Source organism: Streptomyces sp. NPDC047841 (genome assembly GCF_040704085.1).
In the GTDB taxonomy this organism is placed as follows: domain Bacteria; phylum Actinomycetota; class Actinomycetes; order Streptomycetales; family Streptomycetaceae; genus Streptomyces; species Streptomyces argyrophylli.
In genome coordinates this window covers 1-21,962 of record NZ_JBEYRP010000027.1, presented here as the reverse complement: position 1 = coordinate 21,962, position 21,962 = coordinate 1, and the positions used below count along the sequence as shown (strand labels likewise).

At 72.3% G+C, this 21,962-nt stretch carries 22 protein-coding genes and 3 pseudogenes; 18 read left to right on the top strand and 7 right to left on the bottom strand.

Features of this window, described 5'->3' with window-relative positions; genetic code table 11:
- Positions 1-149 precede the first annotated feature (149 nt).
- The 6 genes from AB0947_RS34235 to AB0947_RS34210 all read left to right on the top strand — a co-directional run bounded on the left by AB0947_RS34235 (position 150) and on the right by AB0947_RS34210 (position 6,439).
- Complete coding sequence (locus AB0947_RS34235; RefSeq protein WP_366754267.1) at positions 150-1,349, top strand: ABC transporter ATP-binding protein; 1,200 nt, start codon at positions 150-152, stop codon at positions 1,347-1,349.
- 13 nt (positions 1,350-1,362) lie between these two features.
- Complete coding sequence (locus tag AB0947_RS34230) at positions 1,363-2,637, top strand: spermidine/putrescine ABC transporter substrate-binding protein (protein WP_366754266.1); 1,275 nt, start codon at positions 1,363-1,365, stop codon at positions 2,635-2,637.
- Positions 2,601-3,509 (top strand): ABC transporter permease, encoded by a 909-nt coding sequence (locus AB0947_RS34225; RefSeq protein ID WP_366754265.1) that lies wholly within the window; start codon positions 2,601-2,603, stop codon positions 3,507-3,509. Before AB0947_RS34230 ends, AB0947_RS34225 begins: the two co-directional genes overlap by 37 nt.
- Positions 3,506-4,351 carry an ABC transporter permease gene (locus AB0947_RS34220; protein ID WP_366754264.1) on the top strand — a complete coding sequence of 282 codons (846 nt, stop codon included), beginning with the start codon at positions 3,506-3,508 and terminating at the stop codon, positions 4,349-4,351. Before AB0947_RS34225 ends, AB0947_RS34220 begins: the two co-directional genes overlap by 4 nt.
- Before the next feature lie 73 nt (positions 4,352-4,424).
- Positions 4,425-5,426 carry an SIS domain-containing protein gene (locus AB0947_RS34215; protein ID WP_366754263.1) on the top strand — a complete coding sequence of 334 codons (1,002 nt, stop codon included), beginning with the start codon at positions 4,425-4,427 and terminating at the stop codon, positions 5,424-5,426.
- A 113-nt stretch (positions 5,427-5,539) separates the two neighbouring features.
- A complete protein-coding gene (locus AB0947_RS34210; RefSeq protein ID WP_366754262.1) occupies positions 5,540-6,439 on the top strand; it encodes a PfkB family carbohydrate kinase in 900 nt (299 codons plus the stop codon).
- 82 nt (positions 6,440-6,521) lie between these two features.
- Here the strand turns inward: AB0947_RS34210 and AB0947_RS34205 are convergent, their stop codons facing one another.
- Positions 6,522-7,403: a LysR substrate-binding domain-containing protein gene (locus AB0947_RS34205; protein ID WP_366754261.1), complete on the bottom strand. Its 882-nt coding sequence runs from the start codon at positions 7,401-7,403 to the stop codon at positions 6,522-6,524.
- Positions 7,404-7,474: 71 nt separating this feature from the next.
- Between AB0947_RS34205 and AB0947_RS34200 the strand changes: the two genes are divergently transcribed.
- The 3 genes from AB0947_RS34200 to AB0947_RS34190 are packed head-to-tail and all read left to right on the top strand — an operon-like array spanning position 7,475 to position 10,052.
- Entirely contained in the window at positions 7,475-8,671 is a 1,197-nt protein-coding gene (locus tag AB0947_RS34200; RefSeq protein WP_366754260.1) for a thiolase family protein, read from the top strand.
- The gene (locus AB0947_RS34195) at positions 8,668-9,363 is read left to right on the top strand and encodes a 3-oxoacid CoA-transferase subunit A (protein WP_366754259.1); all 696 of its coding nucleotides are present in this window, start codon (positions 8,668-8,670) and stop codon (positions 9,361-9,363) included. Before AB0947_RS34200 ends, AB0947_RS34195 begins: the two co-directional genes overlap by 4 nt.
- On the top strand, positions 9,360-10,052 hold the full coding sequence (locus AB0947_RS34190) for a 3-oxoacid CoA-transferase subunit B (protein ID WP_366754258.1): 693 nt from the start codon (positions 9,360-9,362) through the stop codon (positions 10,050-10,052). Before AB0947_RS34195 ends, AB0947_RS34190 begins: the two co-directional genes overlap by 4 nt.
- Before the next feature lie 65 nt (positions 10,053-10,117).
- Here the strand turns inward: AB0947_RS34190 and AB0947_RS34185 are convergent, their stop codons facing one another.
- The 4 genes from AB0947_RS34185 to AB0947_RS34170 all read right to left on the bottom strand — a co-directional run bounded on the left by AB0947_RS34185 (position 10,118) and on the right by AB0947_RS34170 (position 13,770).
- A complete protein-coding gene (locus AB0947_RS34185; RefSeq protein WP_366754257.1) occupies positions 10,118-10,456 on the bottom strand; it encodes an STAS domain-containing protein in 339 nt (112 codons plus the stop codon).
- Positions 10,453-11,751, bottom strand: a complete 1,299-nt coding sequence (locus AB0947_RS34180; RefSeq protein WP_366754256.1) for a SpoIIE family protein phosphatase — start codon at positions 11,749-11,751, stop codon at positions 10,453-10,455. The genes AB0947_RS34185 and AB0947_RS34180 overlap by 4 nt, the downstream gene beginning before the upstream one ends.
- Positions 11,751-12,554: an alpha/beta hydrolase gene (locus AB0947_RS34175; RefSeq protein ID WP_366754255.1), complete on the bottom strand. Its 804-nt coding sequence runs from the start codon at positions 12,552-12,554 to the stop codon at positions 11,751-11,753. Before AB0947_RS34175 ends, AB0947_RS34180 begins: the two co-directional genes overlap by 1 nt.
- A 202-nt stretch (positions 12,555-12,756) precedes the next feature.
- The gene (locus AB0947_RS34170; RefSeq protein ID WP_366754254.1) at positions 12,757-13,770 is read right to left on the bottom strand and encodes an NADP-dependent oxidoreductase; all 1,014 of its coding nucleotides are present in this window, start codon (positions 13,768-13,770) and stop codon (positions 12,757-12,759) included.
- A 110-nt stretch (positions 13,771-13,880) separates the two neighbouring features.
- Between AB0947_RS34170 and AB0947_RS34165 the strand changes: the two genes are divergently transcribed.
- The 3 genes and pseudogenes from AB0947_RS34165 to AB0947_RS34155 all read left to right on the top strand — a co-directional run.
- The gene (locus AB0947_RS34165) at positions 13,881-14,447 is read left to right on the top strand and encodes a TetR/AcrR family transcriptional regulator (RefSeq protein WP_366754253.1); all 567 of its coding nucleotides are present in this window, start codon (positions 13,881-13,883) and stop codon (positions 14,445-14,447) included.
- Between the two features lie 148 nt (positions 14,448-14,595).
- Positions 14,596-14,706: pseudogene (locus AB0947_RS34160) on the top strand (TetR family transcriptional regulator); the annotation flags it as partial.
- Between the two features lie 147 nt (positions 14,707-14,853).
- Positions 14,854-14,964 (top strand): annotated as a pseudogene (locus AB0947_RS34155) (TetR family transcriptional regulator); the annotation flags it as partial.
- A gap of 181 nt (positions 14,965-15,145) precedes the next feature.
- Here AB0947_RS34155 and AB0947_RS34150 read toward each other — a convergent pair.
- Complete coding sequence (locus AB0947_RS34150; RefSeq protein WP_366754327.1) at positions 15,146-16,078, bottom strand: NADP-dependent oxidoreductase; 933 nt, start codon at positions 16,076-16,078, stop codon at positions 15,146-15,148.
- Between the two features lie 138 nt (positions 16,079-16,216).
- On the opposite strand from AB0947_RS34150, the gene AB0947_RS34145 reads away from it, so the two are divergent.
- From AB0947_RS34145 to AB0947_RS34130, 4 genes are all read left to right on the top strand, one after another.
- Entirely contained in the window at positions 16,217-16,975 is a 759-nt protein-coding gene (locus tag AB0947_RS34145; RefSeq protein ID WP_366754252.1) for an SDR family oxidoreductase, read from the top strand.
- A 16-nt stretch (positions 16,976-16,991) separates the two neighbouring features.
- Entirely contained in the window at positions 16,992-17,678 is a 687-nt protein-coding gene (locus tag AB0947_RS34140; RefSeq protein ID WP_366754251.1) for a helix-turn-helix domain-containing protein, read from the top strand.
- Between the two features lie 68 nt (positions 17,679-17,746).
- Complete coding sequence (locus AB0947_RS34135) at positions 17,747-17,899, top strand: hypothetical protein (RefSeq protein WP_366754250.1); 153 nt, start codon at positions 17,747-17,749, stop codon at positions 17,897-17,899.
- Between the two features lie 152 nt (positions 17,900-18,051).
- Positions 18,052-19,134, top strand: a complete 1,083-nt coding sequence (locus AB0947_RS34130; protein WP_366754249.1) for a sodium-dependent transporter — start codon at positions 18,052-18,054, stop codon at positions 19,132-19,134.
- Here AB0947_RS34130 and AB0947_RS34125 read toward each other — a convergent pair.
- Entirely contained in the window at positions 19,106-19,810 is a 705-nt protein-coding gene (locus tag AB0947_RS34125) for a response regulator transcription factor (RefSeq protein WP_366754326.1), read from the bottom strand. The two genes, AB0947_RS34130 and AB0947_RS34125, sit on opposite strands and share 29 nt — an antisense overlap.
- A gap of 501 nt (positions 19,811-20,311) precedes the next feature.
- Here AB0947_RS34125 and AB0947_RS34120 point away from each other — a divergent pair.
- Positions 20,312-21,823, top strand: a complete 1,512-nt coding sequence (locus AB0947_RS34120; RefSeq protein WP_366754248.1) for an FAD-dependent oxidoreductase — start codon at positions 20,312-20,314, stop codon at positions 21,821-21,823.
- A gap of 44 nt (positions 21,824-21,867) precedes the next feature.
- Positions 21,868-21,962: pseudogene (locus AB0947_RS34115) on the top strand (AurF domain containing protein); the annotation flags it as partial.

Here is a 21,962-nt window from a genome sequence, read left to right as displayed (position 1 = left end):
CGGGGCGTGGGTAAGGTACGACCGCGTTGGTAACGTTATCAATTCTGCCCGGTCAGAACGCATCCTCCTGCCGTCTCCCGGACGGCCGTCCCCGCGCCCTGCCCGACGGCCGCCCACTCTCCCCTATCCGAACCCCGGAGGTCTCCGCGATGGCAACCGACACCCTTTCGCCGCCGCCGGTCGGCGCAGATCCGGCCATCACCCTCGTCGACGTGGTCAAGGACTTCGGCGGCGTCCGCGGCGGAGCGGCGGTACGCGGGGTGAATCTCACCATCGCGGAAGGGGAGTTCTTCTCCCTGCTGGGACCGTCCGGCTGCGGGAAGACCACCACCTTGCGGATGATCGCCGGATTCGAGGAACCGAGCGGCGGGCAGATCCTGCTGCACGGGCGGAACATGGTCGGCGTACCGGCCAACAAGCGGGACATCAACATGGTGTTCCAGTCCTACGCGCTCTTCCCGCACCTGAGCGTCGCCGACAACGTGGCGTTCGGGCTGCGCCGCCGCCGTGTCCCCAAGGGCGAGATCCACGACCGGGTCGACCGCATCCTGCGCACCGTGGAACTCGCCGAGAAGGCCGACCACCGGCCCCGGCAGCTCTCCGGCGGCCAGCAGCAGCGTGTGGCCCTGGCCCGGGCCCTGGTCAACCGCCCGCGCGCCCTGCTCCTCGACGAACCACTGGGCGCGCTCGACCTGAAGCTGCGGCAGTCCATGCAGCTGGAGCTCAAGCGCATCCAGCGCGAGGTGGGCATCACCTTCATCTACGTCACGCACGACCAGGCCGAGGCGCTGACCATGTCGGACCGGATCGCGGTGATGAACGGCGGCCTGATCGAGCAGGTCGCCTCCCCGCAGGAGGTGTACGAGCGCCCCGCCACCGCGTTCGTCGCCGGTTTCATCGGCACCTCGAACCTGATCAGCGGCCGTCTGACCACCGCCGGACCGGAGGGCGGGGTGATCGACCTCGGCGGCGGACAGCGCATCACCGTCCCGCCGTCCGCCGCCGCGCCCACCGCCGGATCGGACGTCCAGCTCACGGTGAGGCCCGAGAAGATCACCCTGACCACCGGCCCGGCCGGGGACGCGAGCCGGGTCCGCGGCACCGTCAGCGAGGTGGTCTACCTGGGCACCTCCACCAGTTACACCGTGGCCACGAGCACCGGCGCGGAGATGACCGTCTTCCAGCCCAACGACGGCACCGCCTCCGTCGTACCCGCCCGCGGCGACACCGTCTGGCTGTGCTGGGCCACCGCCCACTCCTACCCGCTCGGCAGCACGCCCGCCGCCCCGGCCGCCTCCGGCGCCGCCGGCCGTGCGGTCCCCGACTCCGGTTCCCTCACCCCGAGCTGACGACAGGTCCACCATGATGCCTCTGCAGCCCACACCACCCGCGCCCTGGCTGCGCGGACTGACCGAGCGCCGATGTTCCCGGCGCGGTCTGCTGCGTGCCGCCCTCGGTGCCGCCGCCCTGGCCCCGCTCGCCGCGTGCAGCGTGCCCGGTGCCCGCAAGCCCGTGCCCGGCACGGCCGCCGAGATCGCCGCCGCCGTCGGCGACTTCTGGACCGGACGGAAGAAGAAGGGCCGGCTCAGCTTCGCCAACTACACCCAGTACATCGACACCGATCCCGGCGACCAGAGCCGGCACCCCACCCTGGAGGCGTTCACCCGCGAGACCGGCATCAAGGTCTCCTACGACGAGGTGATCGACGACAGCGCCTCCTGGTTCGGCAAGATCCAGCCGGAGTTCGCCTCCGGGCAGGGCATCGGCTACGACCTGATGGTGCTGGGCGGCGACAGCTACCTGCCCAAGTACATCGAACTCGGCTACCTCGCCCCGCTCGACCACCGCCGGCTCCCCAACTTCGCCCGGTACGGCGGCGCCGCGTTCAAGAACTCCTCCTTCGACCGCGGCAACGTCTACACCGTCCCCTGGCAGTCCGGCATGACCGGCATCGGCTACGACCCGGCCAAGGTCGGCCGGAAGATCACCAGTTGGCAGGACCTGCTCGACCCGAAGCTGCACGGCAAGGTCGGCATGTGGAACGACGCGGTGCAGCTGGGCAACATCGCCCTGCTGGCCGTCGGCGTCGACCCGGAGACCTCCACGCACGCCGACTGGCGCAAGGCCGCCGCCTGGCTGCGCAAGCAGCGCGACGCCGGCCTGGTCCGCTCCTACAGCACCACCACCTACCAGTCCTCGCTCCAACGCGGTGACCTGTACGCCTCGCTGGTGTACTCCGGCGACGTCTTCCAGGCCAACCGCAGCGGCTCCCGGCTGGAGTTCGTCATCCCCGAGGAGGGCGGGCTGCTGTGGACCGACAACCTGTGCATCCCCTCGACGGCCGTGCACCCCGTCGACGCCCTGACGTACATGGACTACGCCTACCGGCCCGAGGTCGCCGCGAAGATCAGCGAGACCGTGCAGTTCGTCTGTCCCGTCCCGGACGCCCAGCCGGTGATCGCGCGTGACGCGGCCGCCGCCACCGGCAAGCGCAGGTCCCTGCTCGGCTCCCTGAGCAGCAGCCCGCTGGTGTTCCCGACCAAGGCCGACGAAGCCAAGCTGCGCCACCTGCGGGTGCTCGACGAAACGGAGGAGAAGCAGTGGAACGCGCTGTTCGAACCGATCTACCAGTCCTGACGCGCCGCCGGCGGCGCCCCGGCGCGGTCCTGGCTCCGTACCTGCTGGTGCTGCCGGGCTGGCTGTGGCTGGCCGCCTTCTTCGTGACGCCGGTGATCGTCATGGTGTCGCTGTCCCTGCAGACCGGCGACTTCATCGACGGCTTCCGCCAGACCTTCCACTTCGGCACCTACGCCCACGTGGTGGGGACCTACCACGTGCAACTGGTCCGCTCCCTCCTCTACGGCGCCGCGGCCACCGCCGGCTGCGCCCTGGTGGGCTACCCGGTGGCCTACTGGATCGCCTTCCGGGCCGGCCGGCACAAGTCGGTCTTCCTCTTCCTGCTCCTGCTGCCGTTCTTCGTCTCCTTCGTCATCCGCACCCAGTCCTGGAACGTGGTCCTCGCCGACAACGGCGTCCTGCTCGGCCCGCTCAAGCACCTGGGGCTGCTGCCCGCCGGCTTCCACGTGCTGGCCACCCCGTACGCGGTGATCGGCGGACTGACCTACAACTTCCTGCCGTTCATGGTGCTGCCCGTGTACGTGGCGCTGGAGCGGGTGGACGCCAAGCTGCTCGAGGCCTCCACCGACCTGTACGCCTCCCGGGCGCAGACCTTCTGGCGCGTGGTGCTGCCGCTGTCCCTGCCCGGAGTCTTCGCGGGTGTCCTGCTCACCTTCGTGCCCGCATCCGCCGACTACGTCAACGCCGGCATCCTCGGCGGCCCCTCGACCACCATGATCGGGAACATCATCCAGACCGAGTACTTCACCAACCTCGACTACCCGGCCGCCGCCGCCCTGTCCTTCGTCCTCATGGGAGCCCTGCTGCTGGCCGTGTTCGCCTACGCCCGCGCCCTGGGCACCGACGACGTGCTGGAGGTGGCCGCGCGATGACCACCGGCACCGTCGCCCCCGCCGAGGACACCGTCACGGCGCCCCGGCCGCGCGCCCCGCGCCGTCCGCGCCGCCGTCCCACGCTCACCCTGTACACCTGGCTGGTGCTGGCCTGGCTGCTGCTGCCGATCGCCGTCATGGTCCTGTTCGGCTTCAACGACACCCACAGCAAGGTGAACTTCACCTGGCAGGGCTTCACGCTCACCTGGTACCGGCACCTGTTCGCCATCCCCAACCTGACCTCGGCGCTGGTCAACAGCCTCACCGTCGCGCTGGTCGTGACGGTGGTCGCCACCCTGCTGGGCACCCCGATCGGCCTGGCCCTGGGCCGCCACCGCTTCCGCGGCCGCGGCTCCGTGGACCTGCTGCTGTTCGCCGCCATCGCCGCCCCCGAGATCGCCCTGGGCGCCGCCCTGCTGTCGCTGTTCATCGTGCTCGGCGTGCCGCGCGGCTACTGGACCGTCGTCATCGCGCACGTGGCGTTCTGCATCCCCTACGTCGCCATCACCGTACGGGCCCGCATGGCGGGTCACGACCCGACGCTCGAGGAGGCCGCCCGGGACCTCGGCGCCGGGCCGTGGACGGCGTTCCGCCTGGTCACCCTGCCGGCCCTGCTGCCCGGTGTGGCCTCCGGTGCCCTGCTGTGCTTCGCCCTGTCCATCGACGACTACGTCATCACCAGCTTCAACGCCGGCCGGACGGTCACCTTCCCGCTGTGGGTGTACAGCGCCAGCCGTACCGGCGTGCCCCCGCAGGTCAACGTCATGGGAACGCTGATCTTCGTCGGCGGCCTCGTCATCGCCGGTGCGAACGTGCTGTTCTCCCGGCGCCGCGCGGCCTGACACCTCTCCCGCGCCGCCAGAACACCGGCCCAGTCGCGGCCGGTCGGAAACAACCCTCGAAGGAACCATCACCGTGCTCTCTTTCAACGAAGCCGAGTTCGTCGCCCAGACGGAAAGCCTCGTGGCGCTGCGCCCCCGGATCGAGGAGGTCGTCGACCGCCTCGTGGACGAGGGGTACGACAACGTCCTCCTGGTGGGCGCCGGCGGCACCTACGCGCAGATGTGGCCCTACGAGCACCTGGCGCGGCGCGCCTCGGTGCTGCCGGTGCGGGCGGCCATCGCGGCGGAGCTGGTCGTCTCCGGTGACGCCCGCCTGGGCGAGCGGACCGTCGCCGTGTTCACCTCCGTCTCCGGCACCACCGAGGACAGCCTCAAGGCCATCGACCACTGCAAGGAGCGGGGCGCGTACACGATCGGCTTCACCGGCCACCCCGACTCCCCCGTCGCCCAGCGAGTGGACACCGCGCTGGTCTCGGCGCCCAAGGCCTGGCCGTTCGACGTCCAGATGCTGCTGTTCATGGGCCGGCTGCTGTCCCGGCGGGGCGAGTTCACCGGCTACGACCGCCTGGCCGACGAACTGGCCGGCCTGCCGCGCATCCTGGTGGAGGTGGCCCGTCAGGCGGAGCCGGTGGCGTCCGACTTCGCCGAGGCGCACAAGGACACCGACTACCACTTCCTCATCGGCGGCGGGAACCTGTGGGGGTTCACCTACCTGTACTCCATGTGCATCCTCGAGGAGATGCAGTGGCTGCGCACCACCCGGGTGCACAGCGCCGAGTTCTTCCACGGCTCGCTGGAACTGCTGGAGGAGGACACCAGCGTCATCGTCTTCCAGGGCGAGGACGAGACCCGCGCGCTCACCGACCGGGCCGAGGCGTTCGCCCGGCGCGTCTCCAAGGACGTCACCGTCTTCGACACCCGTGACTACCCCCTGGACGGCATCAGCCCCGAGTTCCGGGGACTGCTGGCGCCGCTGGTGCTCGACACCGTGATGGACCGGGTCAGCAAGCACCTGGAGCGGGTGCGCGACCACTCCCTGGACCTGCGCCGCTACTACCGCGTCATGGACTACTGACCACGGTCCGTCCCACCCCCCTCCATCCGCCCTGGCGTGCCCGTGCCCGCGCACCGGCACGCCCCGAGCGGGCGCCGCGCACCCACGCGGCGCCCGCCCTCCTGGAGACTCAGATGAACATCCTCGGTTTCGGCGACAACGTCGTGGACCGTTTCGTGGACCGCGGCATCGACTACCCGGGCGGCAACTGCGTCAACGTCGCCGTGTACGCCCGCCGTCTCGGTCTCGGCACCGCCTATCTGGGGGTGTTCGGCGACGACGACCTCGGCGCCTTCCTCCGTACGGCCGTGGCGGCCGAGGGCGTCGCGGTCGAGCGCAGCGTGGTGCGCCACGGCGAGTCCGGCGTCTCCACCCTCCATGTGCGGGGCGGCGACCGGGTGTTCCTCGGCTACAACGGCGGTGGCGTCACCGTGCGCGAACCGCTCGTCCTGGACGACGCGCTGCTGGCGTACGCGGCGTCGTTCTCGCTCGTGCACTCCAGCGTCTACTCGCGCACCGAGAGCGAACTGCCCAAGCTGGCCGCGGCCGGTCCGCTGGTCAGCTTCGACCTCTCCGACGACGACGAGTTCCGCTCCCCCGCCTACCTCGACCGGGTCTGCCCCCACCTCGACCTGGCCCTGCTGTCCTGCTCGGACCTGGACGAGGCGGCCACGCGGCGATTGCTCGAAGCCGTGGTGGCGCGGGGCGCGCGCATGGCCCTGGCGACCCGGGGCCTGGCGGGGGCCACCGTGTACGACGGCCGCACCCTGGCGACGGCACCGGCCCGCGCGGCGGACGCACGGACCATGGCCGACACCATGGGCTGCGGTGACGCGTTCCTCGCCGGTTTCGCGGTGTCCCTGCTCCACGACGGCTGGTCCCGCCGCAATCCGCCGTCCCGCGGCTCTCTGGAACGCGCTCTGCGGCACGGCGCGCGGTCGGCCCACGACCAGTGCTTCGTCGAGGCCGCCTTCGGCCGCGGCCGGCCTGCCGCGGAACTTCAGGAGGCGCCGCCTTCACCGGCTGGTGCCTGAGCGCCGGCGTGCGGCGGTGTGCGCACGCGCTGGTGTGTGCACCGGACACCGCACGCGCCCGGCTCGCCCTGGAGCCTTCGGTTCAGAACAGCCGGCGAATGACCTCGACCGCGCGCGCCAGGTGGGGTTCGTCGCGGTCGGCGCGGTGGGCGACGGCCAGTTCGACCGACGCCGTCGGGCGCACCAGGGGCCGGTAGACGACGCCGTCGAGCGCGAGCGCGGTCACCGGTTCGGGCGCGACCGCGACTCCGAGGCCGCCGGCGACGAGGGTGATGAGTGTCGAGGTCTCCCCCACCTCGTGCCGGATCCGCGGCTCGATGCCGGCGTCGCGGAGGACACCGAGCACGACGTCGTGCATCACCGAGCGGCGGTCCGCCGAGTGCATGATCATGTCGAGGCCCGCGAGGTCGGCGGCGCGCACCCTGGTCTTCGCCGCGAGGGGGTGCTCGGCCGGGAGGGCCACCACGAGGCGGTCCCGGCGCAGGGTGTGGACGACGAGGGACGGGTCGGCCGCGGCCGGGCGCAGCAGGGCCACGTCGATGGCGCCGCCGCGCAGCGCCTCCACCTGGTCGGGGGCGAGCATCTCCCCGCGGAAGGAGAAGTCGATGCCCGGCAGTTCGGTGGCGAGGTGACGCGAGAGCGTCGGCAGCAGGCTGTACGTCGCCGAGCCGACGCAGCCCAGGGTGAGGTGGCCGACCGAACCGGCGGCGACCCGGCGGGCGTGGTCGGCGGCCTGGTCGACCTCGGTGAGGATCGCTCGCACCCGTTCGAGGTAGGCGCGGCCGGCCTCGGTGAGGTCGACCCGGCGTGTGGTGCGGTGGAACAGGGCGAGGCCGAGCTCGCCCTCCAGCTGGCGGATCGCCTGCGAGAGCGGTGGCTGCGCCATGTGGAGCCGTTCGGCCGCACGCCCGAAGTGGCGCTCCTCCGCGACCGCGAGGAAGTAGCGGAGCTGACGCAGATCCATATGTTCAGGATATCAATCGAGGGCGATATCGATACTTCACGGTATCGACGCCGCCGTCTAGCCTTCGAGCCATGAAGAGCGCATTCCTCTACGCCGCCACGCGGACACCGTTCGGCAAGTTCAACGGGGCGCTGGCCGGCGTCCGGCCCGACGACCTGGCCGCCACGGCGATCGGCGGTGTGCTCGGGCAGGCACCGGCGCTGGATCCCGCCGCGGTCGACGAAGTCGTGTGGGGCAACGCCAACGGCGCCGGTGAGGACAACCGCAACGTCGGCCGGATGGCCGCGCTGCTGGCCGGTCTGCCGGCCGGCGTGCCCGGCACGACGGTCAACCGGCTGTGCGGGTCGAGCCTGGACGCGGCGATGACCGGCTCCCGCACGATCGAGACGGGCGACGCCGAGGTCGTGCTCGTGGGCGGTGTCGAGTCGATGACCCGGGCGCCGTGGGTGCTGCCCAAGCCGTCGCGTGCCTTCCCGGCCGGCGACGTCACCGCGGTGTCGACGACGCTGGGCTGGCGGCTGGTCAACCCGCGGATGCCGAAGGAGTGGACCGTCTCCCTGGGCGAGTGCAACGAGCAGCTCCAGGAGCGCTTCGGCATCTCCCGCGAACGCCAGGACGAGTTCGCCGTCCGCTCCCACCGCCTCGCGCACCGGGCGTGGGAGGACGGTTTCTACGACGCGCTGGTCACCCCGGTCGGCGATCTGGTCCGCGACGAGGGCATCCGCCCGGACTCGGACACCGGGAAGCTCGCCGCGCTGAAGCCGTCGTTCCGGCCGGACGGCACCATCACCGCGGGCAACGCCTCCCCGCTCTCCGACGGCGCCTCCGCGGTGCTCCTCGGCAGCGACGCCGCGGCGGCGGCCATCGGCACCGACCCGCTCGCCCGGATCGCCGGCAGGGGCGCGACGGCGCTGGATCCCCGGGAATTCGGCTACGCCCCGGTCGAGGCCGCCAACCGGGCGCTCGCCCGCGCCGGGATCACCTGGGACCGGGTCGGCGCGGTGGAGCTCAACGAGGCGTTCGCGGTCCAGTCGCTGGCCTGCGTCGACGCCTGGCTCAAGGACGGCCTGCGCGACCCCGGGGTCGTCAACCAGCGCGGCGGGGCCATCGCGATCGGGCACCCGCTGGGCGCCTCCGGCGGCCGGATCCTCGGGACCCTGGCCGCGGTCCTGAGGGAACGCCGCGAGCGGTACGGCGTGGCGGCGATCTGCATCGGCGTCGGCCAGGGGCTGGCCGTCGTCCTGGAGAATCTGGAGGTGTCGAAGTGAGCCGCGCGACCGTGCTGGACTCGACCGACGAGGCGGTGGCCGGGATCGAGGACGGTTCGACCGTCCTGGTCGGCGGTTTCGGCCTGGCCGGAATGCCGTTCGACCTCATCGACGCCCTCATCCGGCAGGGCGCGAAGGACCTCACGATCGTCTCCAACAACGCCGGGAACGGCGACGTCGGACTGGCGGCGCTGCTCGCGGCCGGCCGGGTCCGCAAGGTGGTGTGCTCCTTCCCGCGGCAGGCCGACTCCTACGTCTTCGACGCGCTCTACCGCGCGGGGAAGATCGAGCTGGAGGTGGTTCCCCAGGGCAACCTCGCCGAGCGGATGCGGGCCGCGGGTGCCGGGATCGGCGCGTTCTACTGTCCGACCGCGGTCGGCACCCCGCTCGCCGAGGGCAAGGAGGTGCGCACCATCGACGGACGCGACTACCTGCTGGAGTATCCGATCAAGGGCGACTACGCCCTCGTCTCCGCGTACCGGTCCGACCCGATGGGCAACCTCGTCTACCGCAAGACCGCCCGCAACTTCGGCCCGGTGATGGCGACCGCCGCCACCACCACGGTCGTCCAGGTCAACGAGGTCGTCCCGCTCGGGGCGCTCGATCCGGAGGCGGTCGTCACGCCGTCCATATACGTCGACCGCGTCGTCCCGGTCGCGACCCGCCACTACACCGTCCAGGGGGCACGATGACCACCGACACCACCACCGCGGCACGCTCGGCGTCCCCGGGCGGGGCGCCGGCCGGCGCCGACCGTCCGCTCGGCATGGACGAGGTGGCCGCCGTGATCGCACGGGACATCCCGGCCGGCGCGTTCGTCAACCTCGGCATCGGCCGGCCCACCAAGATCGCCGACCACCTGCCCGAGGATCTCGGCGTCGTCCTGCACACCGAGAACGGCATGCTCGGCATGGGCCCGAAGGCGGAGGGCGCCCGGATCGACCCCGACCTCACCAACGCCGGCAAGGTCCCGGTCACCGAGCTTCCCGGAGCGGCGTACTTCCACCACGCCGACTCCTTCGCCATGATGCGCGGCGGCCACCTCGACGTCTGCGTCCTCGGCGCCTACCAGGTCTCCGAGCACGGTGACCTGGCCAACTGGCACACCGGCGAACCCGGCGACATCCCCGCCGTCGGCGGCGCGATGGACCTCGCCATCGGCGCCAAGGACGTCTACGTGATGATGTCGCTCTTCACGAAGTCCGGCGCGCCCAAACTGGTCCGGCGGTGCAGCTACCCGCTCACCGGCACCGGTTGCGTCAGCCGGGTCTACACCGAGGTCGCCACCTTCGACCTGGGGCCCCAGGGCGTCCATGTGCGGGAGACCTACGGCATCACCCTCGACGAGCTGCGCTCACGCCTCGACGTCGAGCTGCACTGACCTCCTCGGCCAAGACGTGCCGCGGGCGCGGGCCGGCGGTGTGCGCGGGCCCGTCCGCCGCGGTCTCAGGAACGGACGGCGGTGTCGCTGTCCGGGTGCAGGGCGAAGATCTGGTCGAGGCCGACGATCCGCAGGACCCGCAGGGTGTTGGCGGGTACGGCCGCCAGCGCGATGTCGGCCCGGGCGGCCTGGGCGTGGCTGCGCGCGGCGATCAGGGCGGTGATGCCGCTGGAGTCGCAGAACCGCATGCCGCCCAGGTCCAGGACCAGGCGCTGGCCGGGCCGGAGGGTGAGAGCGGCGATGCGTTCACGCAGCTCGCCGGCGTTGGCGTAGTCGAGCTCGCCGAAGATCTCCAGAACAGGACCGGTCGGGGCGTCTCGGGTGGTGATCTTCAGCGGGCTCATCGTGTGTTTCTCGTCGGGTGGCCGGGGGCTGGGACGCCGAGGGCGAGCAGGGCGGTGTCGTCGTCGAGGCCGTCGCCGAAGCTGTCCAGCAGGCCGGTGAGGGCTTCGATCACGGCGTGGGGCGGCTTGCCGCCGTGGCCGGCGGTGAAGGCCAGGAGTGCCTCGTCCCCGTACAGGCTGGTGCGGTCGGGGCCGGTACGGGCTTCGGTGAGGCCGTCGGTGTAGAGCAGCAGGGTGTCGCCGGGCGTGAGGACCGTCGTGGCGGGCGTGAAACGCGCGCTGGGCAGTACGCCGACGAGCAGGCCGCCGGGGGTGGGCAGGAAGCCGGCGGTGCCGTCGGCCCGCAGCACGATGACCGGCGGGTGACCGCCCGAGGCGAGGTGGACGGTGAGCCGCCCGGTCGCCGGGTCGGGGTCGAGGGTGCCGAAGACGGCGGTGCAGTAGCGCGGGTCGCCGCTGCCGGCGTAGCGCTCGTGGAGCACCTTGTTGAGGGTGGTCAGAGCGGAGACGGGATCGGGGTCGTGCAGGGCGGCGGCGCGCAGGGTGTAACGGGTGAGCGAGGTGACCGCGGCGGCCTGGGGTCCCTTGCCGCACACGTCGCCGAGGAAGAAACCGAAGCGTGTGCCGTCGAGGGGGAAGACGTCGTAGAAGTCGCCTCCGAGCCGGTCGGGAGAGGCGGTGTGGTAGTGGCCGGCCGTCTCCACACCGGGTATGGAGGGCAGGGTGTCGGGCAGCAGTGACTGCTGGAGCACGGCCAGGGCGTCCTGCAACCGGGCGCGGTCGGCCTCCGCCTGTGTGCGGGCCGCTTCGGCCGCTCGCCGGCCGCGCAGCAGTTCCTCTTCGTAGGCCCGGCGGTCCCTGGCGTCGAAGACGGTGGTGCGGATCAGCTGGGGCTCGCCGTTGCCGCCGCGCTTGACCACCGAGGAGACCAGCACCGGTATCCGGTCACCGTCGGTCCGCTTGATCTCCAGGGCGATCCCGCTGATCTCGCCCTGCATGCGCAGCAGCGGAGCGAAATGCGTCTCGTGGTACAGCTTGCCGCCGACGGTCAGCAGGTCGGTGAAGCGCATCCGGCCCACCACCGCCTCCCGCTCCAGACCCAGCCAGCCCAGCAGAGTGGCGTTGATCTTGGCGACGGTGCCGTCCATCAGCGTGGAGAGGTATCCGCAGGGCGCCTTCTCGTACAACTCCTCGGCGCTGTCCTCCAGCAGTGCGGCGAAGGCCGCGTCCGCCGCCCTCTCGTCGTCGGCGTCGTGGGGGTCGTGGGGGTCGGGCTGCTGCCCGGTGCGGCACATCACCGCAGGCCGGCCAGGAAGCTCCGGATCGCCTCGTTGGTGGCTTCGGGCGCGGACAGGTGCGGGCAGTGCCCGGTCGCCTCCAGGGTCACCAGCGTCGACCCCGGGATCGCCCGGTGGACGAAGGCGCCGACCTCCCGGGGGGCGATGGCGTCCTCGCTGCATTCGAGCACCAGGGTCGGCACCCGCACGCTTTTCAGGTCGTCCCGTGAGTCCGACAGGAACGTGGTGCGGGCGAAGACGCGCGCCATGTCCGGGTCGGTGGCGCAGAAGCTGTTCCTGAGTTCTTCGCCAAGCTCGGGGCGGTCCGGGTTGCCCATGATCACCGGCGCCATCACGGCCGACCAGCCCAGGTAGTTGGACTCCAGCGACGCCAGCAGTTCGTCGATGTCCTGCGCGCTGAACCCGCCCCGGTACCCCTCGTCGTCGATGTACCGCGGAGACGGAGCGACCATCACCAGTGCCCCGATGCGCTCCGGAGCCGCCTCCGCGGCCAGCACCCCGATCATGGCGCTGACCGAGTGCCCCACGAACACCGCGTCCCGCAGGTCGAGCGCCTCGCACACCTCCGCCACGTCCCGGGCGTAGCCGTGCAGTGAGCCGTAGCGGTCCTCCGAGAACGCGGACAGGTCCGAGCGGCCCGAACCGACGTAGTCGAAGAGCACCACCCGGTACTCCTCGACCAGTGCGGGCAGCGTCAGTCGCCACATGTTCTGGTCGCAGCCGAACCCGTGGGCCAGCACCACGGCACGCCCGTGAGGGTTGCCGGTGACGGTGACGTTGTTCCTGCGAGCGATATCCATACCCCTCAGTCTCCCAGGCGTGGACCGCCCCTCCCCCACGGCCCCCGGGCCCGGACCCCTTCGCCACGTTTCCGGCCGGGACCCGGCGGGCCCGTCCACGGGCCGGGCCGCTGCTCGCCGTCTCACGCGGTGCCGGGAACCGCCCGGGCGGGCGGCGTCCACCCCGCCCGCCCCCGGGCTGCCCCGTGCCGCGGGCCCCTCGTCACTGAACGACCGTGAGCACGATCTTCCCCTGGATGTGCCCCCGGGCCGCGCGTTCGTGCGCCGCCCGGGCATCCGCCAGCGCGTACGTGCTGTCGATCGCGACGCGGACCGTGCCCGCGTCGAGCAGGCGCCCCAGTTCGGCGAGCTGCGCACCGTTGGAGCGGACCTGGGTGCTGGAGACCGTGACGCCCAGTTTCGCGGTCTCCTCTTCGTCGAACTCCCCGGGGAGCACGGGGAACTGGGCGCCGCCACGCTTGAGGGTGCGCAGGAGACGCCTGCTGCCGGGGCCGCCGACGGTGTCGAGGACCAGATCGACGTCGTGCACGAGTTCCTCGGCACGGCTCCTGGTGTAGTCGATGAACCGGTCGGCGCCGAGTTCTCCGAGGAACGCCTCGTGTGCGCCCGACGCCACCGCGATGACCCGGGCGCCCTTCCACTTCGCCAGTTGCAGCGCGAGGTGCCCCACACCGCCCGCGGCGCCGTTGACGAGCACCGTCGTGCCGGGGCCGGGTGCCGTCGGGCGGTGCCGTGCGTCCTGGAAGGGCGAGGGGTGGTCGTGGCCCAGCTCGATCAGGAACTGCCACGCCGTCAGCCCGGCCATGGGCGCTCCGGCGGCGTGCACGTGGTCGATGCCGGCCGGCTTGCGTGCGAGGTCCGACGCGGGAGCGGCCACGTACTCGGCGTACGCGCTGCCGTGGAAGCTGGGGAAACGCAGGAGGCCGAAGACCTCGTCACCCACGGCGAGACCGTCCACGTCCGCGGCGACGGCCTCGACGACGCCCGACACGTCCGTCCCGGGAATCACCGGCAGGCTCACCGTCGACTCCGTCTCCCCGGGCATCGTGGTGAGCCCGCCGCGCAGGTACCAGTCGGGAGGATTGACGCCGACCGCGTGCACGCGGATAAGCACCTCGCCCGGCCCCGGTACGGGGACCGGCACCTCGTCGTAACGCAGCACCTCGGGGCCGCCGTACTCGTGGAGCCGGACCGCCCTCATCGTGTGTGTCGGCATCGTCTTCTCCTGCCCGCGCCGCGGGATACGCTATTCGGATCAGCGGTCCAGATAAACGGACCACTGATCCGAATATATGGACCACTGATCCGGATAGTCAAGAGGGACACATGCGGGCCGACGCCAGGAAGAACCGCGACCACCTGCTCGCGACAGCGGGCACCGCCCTTGCCGAGCAGGGCATCGACGTGTCGCTGCGCGACATCGCGCGCAGGGCCGATGTCGGACTCGCGACGCTGCTACGGCACTTCCCGACGCGCGAGGCACTGCTCGACGCCCTGCTGCGCACGAGCTTCGACGAGCTGACGGCGAAGGCGGACGCGCTCGAGGCCTCCGGCTCGCCCCGGGACGCTCTCCTGTCGTGGCTGCGGGACTGCGTCGCGTGGACGACCGAGTACCGTGGCGTGACCGTGCTGATGGCTGCCGCCATCGAGGACACCGAGTCCGCGCTCCACGCTTCGTGCGTCACCCTGCGCGCGGCCGGGGCGCGGCTCCTCGCGCGCGCGCAGGCCGCGGGCGCGGCACGGACCGATATCGACGGTGCCGATCTGTTCGCGCTGGTGGCGGCGCTGGCGTGGCTCGGTGACCAGCCCTCGCTCGCACCACGGGCCGACCACCTCTTCGACGTCGTCGCCCACGCGATCCTGACGAGCCCGGCGAGCACCGCAGCCGAGTGACCACCACCCCCGCCCGTCGCAGCGGCTCAGGCGTGGACCGCCGTGCCGCCGAGGATGCCCGGCAGCGCGTCACGCCGCCACGGGCGCCCGGGGACGGTGACGGCCGGGGCAGCCGGCGGAACCGAGGAGCGGGTTCGCCTCAGCATTCGCGCCGGCATGGCTCGGTGACCAGCCCTCGCTCGCACCACGGGCCGACCGCCTCTTCGACGTCGTCGCCCACGCGATCGTGACGAGCCCGGCGAGCACCGCAGCCGAGTGAACACCACCCCCGCCCGCCGCAGCGGGTCGGCGTGGACGGCCGTGCCGCCGAGGATGCCCGGCAGCGCGTCACGCCGCCACGGGCGCCCGAGGACGGTGACGGCCGGGGCAGCCGGCGGAACCGAGGAGCGGGTTCGCCTCAGCATTCGCGCCGGCATGGCTCGGTGACCAGCCCTCGCTCGCACCACGGGCCGACCGCCTCTTCGACGTCGTCGCCCACGCAATCCTGACGAGCCCAGCGAGCACCGCAGCCGAGTGACCACCACCCCCGCCCGTCGCAGCGGGTCGGCGTGGACGGCCGTGCCGCCGAGGATGCCCGGCGGGGCCGGGGAGCGGGGTCGCCTCAGCGCTGCGCCCGCGAGCTGAACCGGTTCCTGCCGGAAGCGGTCATCGCGCGGGCGAGCGGCCGAGGCGGCCCCCATGGACTGGACGGAGACGGGTTACGGCAGGAGGACGATCTTCCCGGTGGTGCGGCCGGCCATGCTCTCGCGATGGGCGGCGGCAGCCTCCCGCAGCGGGTGGCTGGACGCGATCAGGATGCGCAGTCGCCCCGCTGCCGCGGCCTCGGTGAGCTGGAGGCGGGCGGCCTGCCTGATCGCGGTGCCGGGGTCGGCGCCGGGCCCGCCGCCGAGGAGTTTGATCCCGGCCTCGGCGCCGCGCTCGAAGGCCGCGATGGTGGCGATGCGGGAGCGGTCGCCCACGAGTTCCAGGGAGACGTCCACCGCCTCGTCGGTGCCCACCAGGTCGGCCGCCGCGTGGATCCCCTCCGGCGCCGCCGCGCGCACGCGGTCCGCCAGGCCGGGCCCGTACGCGACCGGGACCGCGCCCAGTTCCCTCAGCAGCTCGTGCTTGGCGGGGCTCGCCGTCGCGACGACGGTGGCGCCGCGTGCCACGGCCAGCTGGACGACCACCAGCCCGACCCCTCCCGCGGCCCCGTGGACCAGCACCGTCTCGCCCTTGGCGAGTCCGACCGCTTCGAGGACGTGGACGGCGGTCACGCCGGCGACCATCAGCCCGCCGGCCTGCTCCCAGGACAGGGCGGCCGGCTTCGGCACCACGGACGAGGCCGGGACGAGGAGTTCCGCGGCGTACGCGCCGGGCGCGCGGTAGACGATCACCTCGTCGCCCACCCGGACGGGACCCGCGGGGCCGGTCGCGTCGGCGCCGACCGCGGTGACGACACCGGCCGCCTCGCTGCCCAGCCGCAGCGGCAGCTTCGCCGGATCGGCCCCGAAGGCGCCGCTGTACATCTTGTAGTCGAAGGGATTCACACCCACGGCTCGCACCGCGATGCGCACCTGACCGGGCCCGGGCTCCGGGACGGCCACGTCGATCACTGACAGGACCTCAGGACCGCCGTAGGCGCTCGCCACTACTGCTTCGCTCATGCCCATGGGCAACACGGTGCCGACAGCGATCATTCCGCCGCTTCCTCGGCCGTTATTTTGAACGGAGCGCTCCGCTCCGATAGCGTGCACGCGCAAGACACCGATCCGCCGACCGGAGGACACATGACGACGACGAGGAAGCCGACCGCCCTGGTCACGGGCGGCAGCCGGGGCATCGGCGCGGCCACCTCGCGCGAGCTGGCGGCCCGTGGGTACCGCGTGGCCGTCAACTACTTCGCGAACAGGGAGGCCGCCGACCGGGTGGTCAAGCAGATCGAGGCGGACGGCGGCGAGGCCTTCGCCGTGCGGGCCGATGTGTACGACCCCCGCCAGGCGGCCGAACTGCTGGAGCGCGCCACGGTCGACGGGCGCCTGGACGTCCTCGTCTGCAACGCCGGCGCCCGCTTCACCCCCACCCCGCTCCCCCGCCTTACCTGGGAGGACTTCCACGCGAAGGTGACGAACGAACTCGCGTCCGTCTACACCCTCACGCAGCGGGCGCTGGCCGTCATGGGTGCCCAGGGCGGGGGCCGGATCGTGTACGTCTCCAGCGCCGTCGCCGACGGCCCGCCCACCGTGGGCATGACCGCGCACGGCACCGCCAAGGCCGCGCTGAACACCTTCACACGCTTCGTCGCCTACGAGGCCGGTCCGCTGGGCATCAACGTCAACGTCGTGGCGCCCGGCTTCGTGCGCACCGAGGCCAGCGCCGGACAGCCGCAGGAGTTCCAGCAGCGCCTGGCCGAACACACGCCGCTCGGACGGGTGGCGGAACCGCAGGACGTGGCCCGGGCGATCGCCATGCTCGCCGGGGAGGACGCCGGGTTCGTCACCGGGGCCGTCGTCACCGTCGACGGCGGGCACGGCGTGGGACGCCCCTGAGGGAGAATGCCGCGTCATGGGTGACACGTACACAGGAAAACCGCGGGGCCGCAGGCGGGAGGCGGACCGTAACGACACCCGCCTGTTCCAGGCCGCGCGCGAGGTCTTCGCCGAGCGCGGCTGGGACGCCCCCGTCTCCGAGATCGCCCGCCGGGCCGGCATCGGCATGGGCAGCCTCTACCGCCGCTACCCCAGCAAAGAGCTGCTGGCCCAGCGCATGCGGATCGCGGGGATGGAACAACTCGTCGCGCAGGCGCGGACCGCACTCGCCGAGGAGCCCGACCCCTGGGCCGCCCTGGTGCGCTTCCTCCGTGACGCGTTGGCCGACCAGGGGACGGGCGGGCCGCTCCTGCCCCTGGTCGGTGGCCGGCTGCCCGCCACCGACGAGGTGCTGGCCGCCGCGCAGCAGTTGCGCGCGGCGCTGGACGACCTGGTGGACGGCGCGCACCGGGCGGGCGTGCTGCGCGCCGACTTCAGCTCCGCCGACATCCCGTTGCTGCTCGAACACCTCACCCCGCGGATCCCCGTCACCGGCGAGCGTGCCACCGCGCTGCACCTGCGCTACCTCGACCTGGTCCTCGCCGGGCTGCGCACCCCGGAGCCCGGTCAGCCCGTGGCCCTGCACGGTCCGGGACCGCGATGGGCGGAGCTCAGGGAGCCGCTCGGGACGCGTACCGGCCGCCGTTCGTCTACAGTTCGGTAGACGGTCTACCTCGCTGTAGTCGTTTGGTTACGGGTGCCCTGTGCGCCTGTTCCGCACGGAAGGCCCCCATGACCAGCTCCCCGTATCCGGCCGCCAACCGGCCCGACCGGTCCTTCCCCGGCGACCACGCGGCGATAGCCGCCGCCCTCGCCCTGCTCCTCGGCAGTCCGCGACCGTGGCACGGTGGCTCGCCAACCGGCGCCTGGGCGCCCTGCCGCTGACCTCATGACTCTTCGGTGACGACGAAGCCGGCGGGCTCCCGGTCCCGTACACCCGGCCCCGTACACCGCCGGCGTTCCAGACGGCTCCCACGGCGTGGGGAGCGACCGTGCCGCCGGACCCCCACAGCAAGAAGTGACGGAAGAGGGCCGCCTTGTACACCCGAACTGCCGCCCCACCACTGACCGATCGGGCCACGGGCTGGCTGCGGCGCCGGCTGGGCCGCGCGGTCGTGCTGGCCTACGCCGCCGCACTGCTCCTGCCGGGGCCCGGACTGTGGCTGCGCCGGGCTCACGCGCTGCCGCTCGGCTGGGGGCACGCCCTGCCGTTACCCCTCCCGCAGCTCCTGCTCTCCTCGGTGCTCCTCTCGGCCGGACTCCAGGTCCCCCTGGGCGCGCTGGGCACCCTGCTGCGGCGCCCGGTCGCCCTGCTGGCCGGGCTGGCCCTGCACCTGTCGATCCCCCTGCTGGCCATCCCCGCCGTCGCGTTCCTGCTGCGCCGGACTCCCGACACCGACGGCGGGAGCGGCCTCGTCACCGCGATGATCCTGATCGTGACGATGCCCGTCGCCGCCGGAGCCACCGTGTGGACCGGCAAGGGCGACGGCGACCAGCCGACCATGGTGGGACTCGTCCTCGCCTCCACCCTCCTCAGCCCGCTCACCACCCCCCTGGTCATCGGCACGCTGCTGCCGTTGCTCGGCGGCGGCTACGGGTCCACGCTCAGCAGGATCACGGACGCCCACGGCGGTTTCGCCCTGCTCGGCGTCGTCCTGCCCTGCGCGGCCGGCATTCTGTGCCGCCTGGCACTGCCCGCGCCGCTGCTCGGCCGGGTGCTCGGCGTCGTCGTGCCGACCGCCCTGGCCGGCTCCCTCCTCCTGACCTACGTCAACGCAAGCGGCGCCCTCGGTTCCTTCCTGGCACGCCCGCGACCGCTGCTGCTCGCCGCCGCGCTGACCGTGGCGACGCTGGTCTGCCTGCTGTCCTTCGCCCTCGGCCACGGCGCCGCACGCCTGCTGAGGCTGGACGCCCCGGCGGCGTCGTCCCTCACGCTGGCCTGCGGCATGAACAACAGCAGCGCGAGCGCCGTTCTGATCACCACCACGCTGCCCGACAAGCCACACCTGCTCCTGCCGGTCCTGGCCTACGGGCTGTTGCAGAAGACGGCGGCGAACCGGGTCGTACGCCGGAACCCCGGGCCCCGCCACGTCAGACCGAGCAGCCGGTGCCCAGTCTGAAGCCCACGCCCCGGACCGTGATGATCCAGTCGCTGTCACCGAGCTTGGTGCGGAGGCTGCTGACGTGCGTGTCGACGGTTCGCCTCGACCAGGAATCGCCCCACACCTGCTGCAGCAGCCGTTTTCTGGGAATCACGGTGTCGGGGTGCGAGGCGAGAATGCAGAGGAGGTCGAATTCCTTCCGGGTCAGCCCCACACCACGGCCGCCCAGGCTGACCTGCCGCGCATTCACGTCGATGTGCAGGGGGCCGTGCGTGATTTCCCGGTCGACGGTGCGCGAGGACCGGGTGCGGCGCATGACGGCCTCGATGCGTGCCATCAGTTCGCGGAATCCGTACGGCTTGACGAGGTAGTCGTCCGCGCCGGCCTGAAGCCCGAGCACACGGTCGAGTTCGGAGCCGCGGCCGGTGACGATGAGCAGCGGCACACAGCTGACGGAGCGGATGCTCTTGCACACCTCCAGCCCGTCGAGATCCGGGAGCTCCAGGTCGAGGAGGATCAGATCCGCGTCCTCGTGGGCTTCGAGGGCGGCGACGCCGAGGGCCGCGTGGGTGACCTCGTGGCCGTGCCTGCGCAGTCCTGCCGCCAGGGACTCGGCGTCGGCGGAGTCGCTCTCCACCAGGAGTATCTGCCAGCCGGCCGCAGGGGCGGGCACCGTGCGCGCCGGCCCCGGCATGTCCTCCAGTACGGTCTGCGGTCCGCGTGTGACGCGCTCGATGGGCGGATGGTGCTCCGGCTTCACCGCTGATGAGTATGGACCCATGGCCTCCCCCGGCTCATCCGGTCAGCGTGGATGTCGAACCTGCGCTCGAAAATTTATCGGTCGCTTGTAGTCCATTCAAAGACTTCTGTCGTAAATACATCGTTGCGGGTTCATGAAGGTGCATTACATAGTCATCGACCTGTGGTTCTGCGGGACCTTCTGACGTGCTCACGGGTTTATCGCCGGCCGGTCGTGGAGGGCGTCCGCCGGCCGCCGGGGGAATGCGCGGGCTGCGCCGAACGCGCCGTACGGCCCGACGGGAGCGGCACCGGCGACCGGTCCGACATGCTGCCGCAGTACCGGCTTCACACCCGCGGTGCAGGATGGACACGGCCGGAGGCCGGTACGTCCGCTCCCCGGCGCCGGCGGCCCAGGGCCGGAGCCCGATTCCCTCTTCCAGGAAGCGAGTTGCGGATGTCGCACACCTCTCAGTCCTCTGCCGTCGACGGCGCCGGGGCGACGCCCCCCGGCCCGCACTCGGTCGTGGTGGCCGGGGCCGGTCCCACCGGGCTGCTCCTCGCCGGAGACCTCGCGGCGGCCGGCGTGGACGTGGTGGTGGTCGAGAAGCGCCCGGAAGGCATCAGCAACCTGACCCGTGCCTTCGGTGTCCACGCCCGCACCCTCGAACTCCTCGACGCCCGCGGTCTCGCCGACGAACTGGTCGCCACCGGGCAGGTCATCCGCGAGCTACGGCTGTTCGGGGCGATACCGTTCGACATCGGCGCGCTGCCCTCCCGTTTCCCCTTCCTGCTGGTCACCCCGCAGTACGAGGTGGAGAAGCTGCTGCTGCGCCGGGCCCTGGAGAACGGTGCGGTCATCCGCTACGGGACCGAGGTGCTCGGTCTCTCCCAGGACGACGGGGGTGTCACCGTGTCGGTGCGCGACGCGGAGGGCGAGTCGACCGTGCGGGCCCGCTATCTGGTCGGCGCGGACGGCACGCGCAGCGCGGTGCGCCAGGCCCTCGGCCTCCCCTTCCCCGGGAAGGTGGTGATCCGGTCGGTGGCGCTCGCCGACGTGAAGTTCACCGAGCGGCCCAGCCTGGTGGTGCAGGTGCACGGCACGGGCGACGCCTTCGGCTTCATCGCCCCGTTCGGCGACGGCTACTGGCGGGTCGGCGGCTGGGACCGGGCCCACCGGGGGGAACCCGACGACTCCCCGGTCGCGTTCGAGGAGCTGCGCTCCCTCATCGAGCGTGCCTTCGGCTCCGACTTCGGCATGCACGACCCGCGCTGGATCTCCCGCTTCCACAGCGACGAGCGCCAGGTGCCCAGGTACCGGGTGGGCCGGGTGCTGCTGGCCGGCGACTCCGCCCACCAGCACTCGCCGGCCGGCGGGCAGGGGATGAACACCGGCCTCCAGGACGCCGTGAACCTCGGCTGGAAGCTGGCGGCGGTGCTCGGTGGCCGGGCCTCCGACGCGCTGCTGGACACCTACCACAGTGAGCGCCATCCGATCGGCCGGGCGGTGCTGCGCAGCAGCGGGCTCAACCTCCGGCTGGCCATGGCGCACAATCCGCTGGAGATCGCGCTGCGCACGGTTCGCAAGCTGGTGGTCACCCATGTGCGGCCGGTGACGCGGCAGGCGGTGGGAGAGATCACCGGAATCGGGCACTCCTACCCCGCCGCGCGCGGGGCGCACCGGCTGGTGGGCAGACGGGCGCCGGACCTGGAGCTGGCGGGCGGACGGCTCTACGAGGCGCTGCGGGAAGGGCGGTTCGTCCTGGTCCTGCCGCCTGACGGGGAGTCCGGCGCCCCCGCCGGGCTCGACATCGCGGGCCGGCGGGGGCGGCTGGTCCTCGCCCGCCGTGCGGACGGCGGCGACGGGGCCCGGGAGGCGGCCCTGGTGCGGCCCGACGGCTACTACGCCTGGGCCGGAGCGGCGGACGGACCCTCGATCGAGGCCGGCATCGGACCGTGGGTGGGGTGACCGGGCCCGTCCGGCGGAGCCTCTCGGCGTGCGGCCCCGCTCCATTCAGCCTCAACATCCACGGCATACGCGAGCTGCTGATCGAGGTGACCCGGCGCATACACACTCGGGGCTTCGAGCTGCCGTCCGAGTTCTTCCA